Source organism: Stutzerimonas tianxiuensis (genome assembly GCF_053470365.1).
On record NZ_JBPVWS010000031.1, the window covers coordinates 1 to 6,980 of the forward strand.

The window sequence follows — 6,980 nt, forward strand, 5'->3', positions numbered from 1 at the left end:
ATGAATCCTCAACCTTCAGGCATGCCCTGGAACCTGCTGCTGCTAACCTGGCTGGTCGCACTGGTATCGACCCTGTCCGCGCTGTTCATTGGTGAGGTGATGGGCCAGGCACCCTGCGTGTTGTGCTGGTTCCAGCGTGCCTTCATGTTTCCGCTGGCGGTGATCCTGGCCATCGCCTGCTACCGCTCGGATTTCACCGTCTGGCACTATGCCCTGCCGCTGACCGCTATCGGTGCGGCACTGGCATTTGTTCACACGCTGCTCTATGCAGGGCTGATTCCACAGCCGATCCAGCCCTGCACGGCCACTGGTCCATCCTGCTCAGGCGCCGGAATGACCCTCTTCGGCGTGGTGCCCCTGCCGGCACTCGCCTTGTTCGCTTTTATCCTTATCGCCATCCTGCTCATAATCATCCGTCGGAGAACCACCCCATGAATCGCCGTTCCGTGGTCCTGATCGTCAGTGTCGTGATCCTGGCCGTCTTTGCTGCCGCCGCATTCTTCTATTCCCCCTCGCAATCGCCTCAACAGGCCCAGGCTCCCGGTTCGACAGCCCAAGAGACCGCGACACAACCCAAACAGAACGGCGGCCAGTTGGTTCGCTTCCACTCACCAGTGTTCGGCCCGGCGCAAGCGCCAGTGACCATCGTCGAATTCTTTGACCCTTCCTGCGAGGCATGCCGCGCCTTCCACCCCTATGTGAAGCAGATCCTCGCCGAGAACCCGGAAGACGTGCGTTTGGTGCTGCGCTATGTACTGTTCCATCAAGGCTCCGAAGAGGTGGCGCGAATGCTGGAGGCGGCGCGTAAGCAAAATCTCCATGAACAAGTGTTGGGGGCTGTGCTGGAAGCCCAACCCGGTTGGCACGACGACCCCAAGGTAACGCAGGCATGGGCTGCTGCAGAGCGCGTCGGTTTGAACTTGGAACAGGCCCGCCAGGACATGCATACGCCTGGCGTCAACGCCGTGCTGGAAACGGACATGCAGGACGTTAAAGCCGTTGGGGTTCGTGGCACGCCGACTTTTTTTGTCAATGGTCGTGCGCTCAGCGAGTTTGGCCCGGAGCCGCTGCGCCAGTTGGTGAACAGCGAAGTGGCCAAGGCACGAGAATGACACTATGAGCGCGCTGGAAAACCGCGTGCCACCGCTGCTCGTGGCCGGCCTGATCGCTGTGCTGATGGGTTTGTCGGGAACCAAATTGCCGGGTTTCGAACTGGCATGGACCGCGCGCCTGACCTTCGCTTTGCCAATACTGCTCCTGGGGCTCGGCGTGTGCCTCGCCGGCGTCCTGTCGTTTCGCCGCGCGCGTACTACGGTTAATCCATTGCAGCCGCAGCAGGCTTCTGCATTAGTGGAGGCTGGCATCTACCGGTACAGCCGCAACCCCATGTACTTAGGCTTTGCCATTATCCTGGCGGCTTGGGCGCTGGTCTTGGCCTCGCCTCTAACCCTGCTTGGCGTAGTTGCTTTCGTGCTGTACATGAACCGTTTCCAGATCCCAGCCGAAGAGTGGGCGCTGGAAACATTGTTCGGCGAATCATTTGCCCGCTACCGTGCACGAGTCCGCCGCTGGCTCTGAGCGTCCGCGGCGGTAGCGACTGGCGGGGCTTGCTCGTCGCGGCAGCCTGCCGAAGGTGCCACGACCTAGCCTGATCTCCTCGTGACGAGCTGCTTTGGCCACATGCCGCTAGCATGTCTCTGGTCGAAGACATAGCGCCAACGAGTGATGTCGCAAGTTCACTCCGTTGATATCGAGATAACTGTCTAGCAACAGCGGTGAGCGCAAAGCAGGCTTATGCTTCGCTGCGATGACTGTCGGCCTGCCTGGTGTCGATACAAACACTGCCGTCTAGCTCCATTTCAAGTGTCGAGTGGCTGACTTTGAATCGCTCATGAAGTACACGTTTTAAATCAGTCTTCACTCGTTCAATTTCGGGCAGGCTAGCCTTCTTGATGACAACGTGAGCTTCCAATGCAGTTGAATGTTCGGCAATTTCCCAGACATGTACGTGGTGAACACTCACAACGTCGTCCACTTGCTCCATGACATTGATTATATCAGTGATGGAAACTCCTTCTGGTGCGCCCTCCATTAACAAGTGAATGGTTTTAGGTAGCATGCTAAAGCCCTGCCATAGCACGTAACCAGCAATCATCAGCGTCAGTACAGTATCTGTCCAATACCAGTCATACAGAAGGATTAATGTTCCGGCAATAATAACACCGACGGAGGCCAGCGCATCCGACACATTGTGCAAGAATGCCGCCTTTATATTCATGCTATTCTTAGACATTGTGTAGGTGAGCAAGGCCGTGACGACATCTACAATCAAGGCTATTCCCGCCACCACGACCACTGTCCATCCTTCAATGGGCTGTGGGGCAAAAAACCGACCTATAGCTTCGTAGATGAGGTAGAGACCAACGATAATCAGCGTGACCAAGTTAATCAAAGCCGCTATGGTTTCACTGCGTCGGTAGCCGAAGGTTTTAAAAGCATCTGGCGGTTTGCGACCGATTTTACGTGCGATGAGCGCAATAACCAGTGATGCGGCATCGCTCAAGTTATGTAGCGCGTCAGCTATGAGCGATAAACTGCCAGAAAGTATTCCTCCAACAACTTGTGCCAGAGTTAGCACAGTATTAACGCCAATGGCAGCGATTAAACGCTTATCGCCTATGGCTTCGGTGTTATGGTTATGTTCGTGAGCCATTGGTTTTTAACCGTCCTTAAATAACATAAGACAAGGATAGGGAGCCCAAAAAAGTAATAGATAATACTAGCACCAATACCATCTGGCCTTCCAAACCACACTGACAGAAATGCGACCACTCTCAAGCGAGTTCGTGCATTATCGTCTGAAACTTGCCGATAACTGGCCGATCCCTCTCAAACGTTAAACGACGTTGCTCGCTAATGATAGATGATGCGGCGTCAATCCGAAGATGACAAAATTGTAATCTTCCAATCATTCTTTTCGTAGGATAGGCCCTTGCAGATTGGTGCGCCTCGGTGCTGACATGACGAAGCAAGGCGCTCATGTCACCGCGCAATGGAAGCATTACATTTCAATAATGTAATGCTTGGCTCATGCTGCTGTTAACTTCAATCACGCAAAATTCATTCGAACCTGCAGGGCTCAGCGAGAAAGCTCAGCAAGCCACCTTTGAATTTAGCGAGGACTGCCCTATGAATCTGTTGAAAGCTATTGTTGTTGGTTTGGTAATCTGCGGCTCCGCATTGTCTTATGCAGAAGATGGTTACGACCGCTCAATTAAATTTAATGAAAAATTCCGAGCAGATCAAAAACGAATTCACGGAACCGAATCCGCCAAACGAAAAATAGACGAATTACAGATTAAGGATACCCGCCAAGATCAGAACAATACGGAAAGCAAGAAAGAAACCAAAGCTGACTAACCGCTTCATATCTGAACGATATTCGCCTCCTGCAGCTTCCAATCTCCTTTGGAAGCAGTTGCACTCTAAGCGCCCTTCGGGGCGCTTTTTTGTTTCCATAACTTGCCCGCAACATCGCTACCAGCGAATCGCCCGGAATTTATATAAGCCGTTTCGTTTAAGTCAGGCCGCCATTGCCTGATCTGTTGTTATTAGCCTTCGCAAGGATCATGTCCGAGTGAGCTGAACAGACGCTGTGGCGTACAGCGCACCCATGTCTGGGTCGCTATCTCAAAGGCCTCACGGTTCGCCCATGATTGACGGTGTCAGCTCGGCCTTGCACAGCCCGCTGATCGTTCCAGCCAGGGCTTTGTCGTAGCTATCGCCCTTTGCTGCCGACCGGGGCAGGTCAGTCGCTGTTTGCATAATCCTTCGTCAGCTCACCGTGGGTGAAAGCCATCAGGTCAAGGACGCGTATGTAGCGAAAGTCATACGCACTAAGCGCTGAGCAATTTTTTATTTACCGCTTAGATGCATCAGACTGCGCCACAAAGGCTGTGCTGTCCGCTGCGCCGCTAATGAAACTGCGCTCCGATAATTAACGCGCCCCGTTCTCGCTAGCTAGCAAGAACGGGGCGTTGTGTGCCGCCATCCAATCTCTAGCTTGTTCTGTCAGCGGCCAACGCGATTTCTTGCTCCTCCAATTCGTCTTCGCGTCGATGAGCCATCTGGTAGAGCAACGGCAAAACTAATAGCGTTAGCACCGTTGAGGAGAGAATCCCCCCGATCACCACCGTCGCAAGGGGACGTTGTACCTCTGCACCGGTACCCACATTCAAGGCCATTGGAACGAACCCGAGTGAAGCCACTAAGGCTGTCATCAATACCGGTCGTAGCCGGGTAAGGGCACCTTCGCGGATCGCAGTGTCCAGAGGTAAACCTTGCTCCCGTAGGCTACGGATGAAGGAGATCATTACCAGGCCATTTAGAACGGCGACGCCTGACAGAGCAATAAAGCCAACACCTGCTGAAATGGACAATGGGATATCTCTGAGCCACAGCGCAACAATGCCTCCGGTGAGCGCAAATGGAATCCCTGTAAAGACCAACAAACCGTCTTTGACATTGTTGAACATCATGAAAAGCAGAATGAAGACCAGGAGCAGCGCCACGGGGACGACAATCTGCAGCCGCTTCGTTGCCGATTCAAGCTGCTCAAAGGTACCGCCCCAGTCGATCCAATAACCTGCCGGGATATCTACCTGGGCCTGGATTTTCTGTTCTGCCTCAGATACGAATGATCCAATGTCACGACCACGGACGTTTGCACTGACGACAATTCGCCGTTTCCCTTCTTCTCTACTGATCTGATTCGGACCGGGGGCCAAATCCAGGGTGGCCACCTCGCCGAGGGGGATATAACTTATGGTGCTGTTTAATTCCCTTGGAAGGGCAATTGGAAGCCGCTCAATTGCGGCGAGATCGCTGCGTATCTCGTCCGGTAAACGAACCACGATATCGAAACGCCGATCTCCTTGAAACAAGGTGCCTGCCTCTCGGCCACCGATAGCTACTGCAACCGCTTGCTGGACGGTATCTAGACTCAGGCCGTATCGTGCGATCTGATCGCGATCGATATCAATCGTGAGCATGGGAAGGCCAGTCGTCTGCTCGACCGTAACCTCTGAAGCGCCTGGTACTTGTCCTAGCACCTCGGATACTTCCGCCGCCGTGCTGTTAAGAACGTCCATGTCATCACCATAGATTTTCACGGCTACCGCGGCACGAACTCCGGAAATCAGCTCGTTGAAACGCAGCTGAATCGGCTGGGAAAACTCGTAGTTATTGCCCGGCAACTCAGCGGCGGATGCTTGCACCTCGCTTAAGAGCTGATTACGCGACTTGCCTGGATCCGGCCACTGTTCTTGTGGCTTCAGCATGACGTACCCGTCAGAGATATTTGGAGGCATAGCATCCGATGCCACTTCCGCAGTGCCAGTTCGCGCAAATATGCGTTCAATCTCCGGAAACTCATCCATAAGCTTTCGCTCCAGCTGCTGCTGCATCTCTACAGACTGACTAAGACTGGTAGCTGGTACACGAAGGGCTTGGATAGCGAAGTCTCCCTCGTTGAGGCTAGGCACGAATTCACTGCCCATACGTGACCCTACGAGGCCAGAAAGTATGACTACAACTACCGCAAAGGTGAGCACTGCTGGCTTGTTGGCCATTACCGCATCGAGCGCAGGTGCGTAGGCCCGTTTAGCATTGCGGATTAGAAAGTTTTCCTTTTCCGTAACCCGCTTACCGATAAAGAGCGCAACGGCCGCCGGGACGAACGTCACCGAAAGGATTATCGCCCCGAATAGCGCTGTCACTACGGTAAACGCCATGGGCGTGAACATCTTACCTTCTACCCCTGTAAGGGCGAATATCGGCAGATACACGATCATAATGATCAGCTGCCCATACAATAGAGGCCGACGCACTTCCTTTGCCGCAGCGAATACTTCATGAAGCCGTTCGGACAGTGTTAATGCCCGTCCGTGATGGGACTGAGCGTGTGCAAGTCGACGCACGCAGTTCTCAACAATCACCACGGCTCCATCGATAATGATGCCGAAATCCAATGCGCCTAGGCTCATCAGGTTGGCGCTGACCTGATTGGCTACCATGCCGGTGAACGTGAAGAGCATAGAAAGCGGTATCACAAGCGCGGTTAGGATCGCCGCCCGGATATTGCCTAAGAAGAGAAAAAGTATAACCACAACAAGAATGGCACCCTCAGTGAGGTTCTTCTTAACGGTGGATATAGCTTTGTCTACGAGTACAGTTCGATCGTAGACAGTAATTGCCTTTACGCCTTCCGGAAGCGAAAGGTTTATCTCTTTCATCTTGTCGTCGACAGCCCTTGAAACTACTCGGCTATTTTCACCGATAAGCATGAAGGCCGTACCTAGTACCACTTCGCGGCCATTCTCGGTGGCTGCGCCAGTGCGGAGCTCCTTTCCAACCTCGACCGTCGCAACGTCGCGGATACGCACTGGGGTACCGTCAACGTTGCTAATAAGGGTATCGCGGATGTCCTCCACAGACTGCATTTGTCCTGGAGCGCGAACAAGATACTGCTCGCCGCGCTTTTCAATATATCCGGCACCTAGATTGTTATTGTTTTGCTCAACCGCCTCGATCAAATCTTGTAGTGTTAGTCCAAACGACCGCAAAGTGTCTGGGTTGGGGGCGATCTGATATTCCTTTGCATATCCTCCGATCGTATTGATCTCAGTAACACCAGGTACATTTCGGACTTGCGGTTTGATGATCCAATCTTGAATCTCACGCAAGTCAGCAGGGGTATACGGCGTACCGTCCGATTTGGTGGCACCTTCCTCAGCTTCAACCGTCCAAAAATAGATTTCGCCAAGCCCAGTGGAAATAGGGCCAAGTGTTGGAGTGACGCCATCTGGGAGCTGATCTTTGGCCCCTCCCAGGCGCTCGTTCACAAGTTGGCGGGCAAAATAGATGTCAGTGCCTTCCTCAAAAATAACTGTGATCTGAGAAAGTCCATATCGAGACAAGGA

At 53.3% G+C, this 6,980-nt stretch carries 7 protein-coding genes; 4 read left to right on the plus strand and 3 right to left on the minus strand.

Annotation, left to right across the window (positions count from 1 at the left end; genetic code table 11):
* The 3 genes from ACSSNI_RS22530 to ACSSNI_RS22540 form a co-directional block, all read left to right on the plus strand.
* Positions 1-435: disulfide bond formation protein B (locus tag ACSSNI_RS22530; protein ID WP_003292674.1), on the plus strand; the 435-nt coding region annotated here is incomplete at its 5' end.
* Entirely contained in the window at positions 432-1,112 is a 681-nt protein-coding gene (locus ACSSNI_RS22535; protein ID WP_008569955.1) for a DsbA family protein, read from the plus strand. The genes ACSSNI_RS22530 and ACSSNI_RS22535, both read left to right, overlap by 4 nt.
* A gap of 4 nt (positions 1,113-1,116) precedes the next feature.
* Positions 1,117-1,578 carry a methyltransferase family protein gene (locus ACSSNI_RS22540; protein ID WP_003292672.1) on the plus strand — a complete coding sequence of 154 codons (462 nt, stop codon included), beginning with the start codon at positions 1,117-1,119 and terminating at the stop codon, positions 1,576-1,578.
* Positions 1,579-1,792: 214 nt separating this feature from the next.
* On the opposite strand, the gene ACSSNI_RS22545 is transcribed toward ACSSNI_RS22540, so the two are convergent.
* Entirely contained in the window at positions 1,793-2,713 is a 921-nt protein-coding gene (locus tag ACSSNI_RS22545) for a cation diffusion facilitator family transporter (RefSeq protein ID WP_008569956.1), read from the minus strand.
* Between the two features lie 377 nt (positions 2,714-3,090).
* Here ACSSNI_RS22545 and ACSSNI_RS22550 point away from each other — a divergent pair, with 377 nt between their 5' ends.
* Positions 3,091-3,420 (plus strand): hypothetical protein, encoded by a 330-nt coding sequence (locus ACSSNI_RS22550; RefSeq protein ID WP_023444715.1) that lies wholly within the window; start codon positions 3,091-3,093, stop codon positions 3,418-3,420.
* Positions 3,421-3,699: 279 nt separating this feature from the next.
* Here the strand turns inward: ACSSNI_RS22550 and ACSSNI_RS22555 are convergent, their stop codons facing one another.
* Together ACSSNI_RS22555 and ACSSNI_RS22560 are read right to left on the minus strand one after the other, a co-directional pair.
* Positions 3,700-3,825: a hypothetical protein gene (locus tag ACSSNI_RS22555; RefSeq protein ID WP_023444716.1), complete on the minus strand. Its 126-nt coding sequence runs from the start codon at positions 3,823-3,825 to the stop codon at positions 3,700-3,702.
* 233 nt (positions 3,826-4,058) lie between these two features.
* Positions 4,059-6,980, minus strand: a 2,922-nt coding sequence (locus tag ACSSNI_RS22560) for an efflux RND transporter permease subunit (RefSeq protein ID WP_448260322.1), incomplete at its 5' end; no start/stop codon positions are given.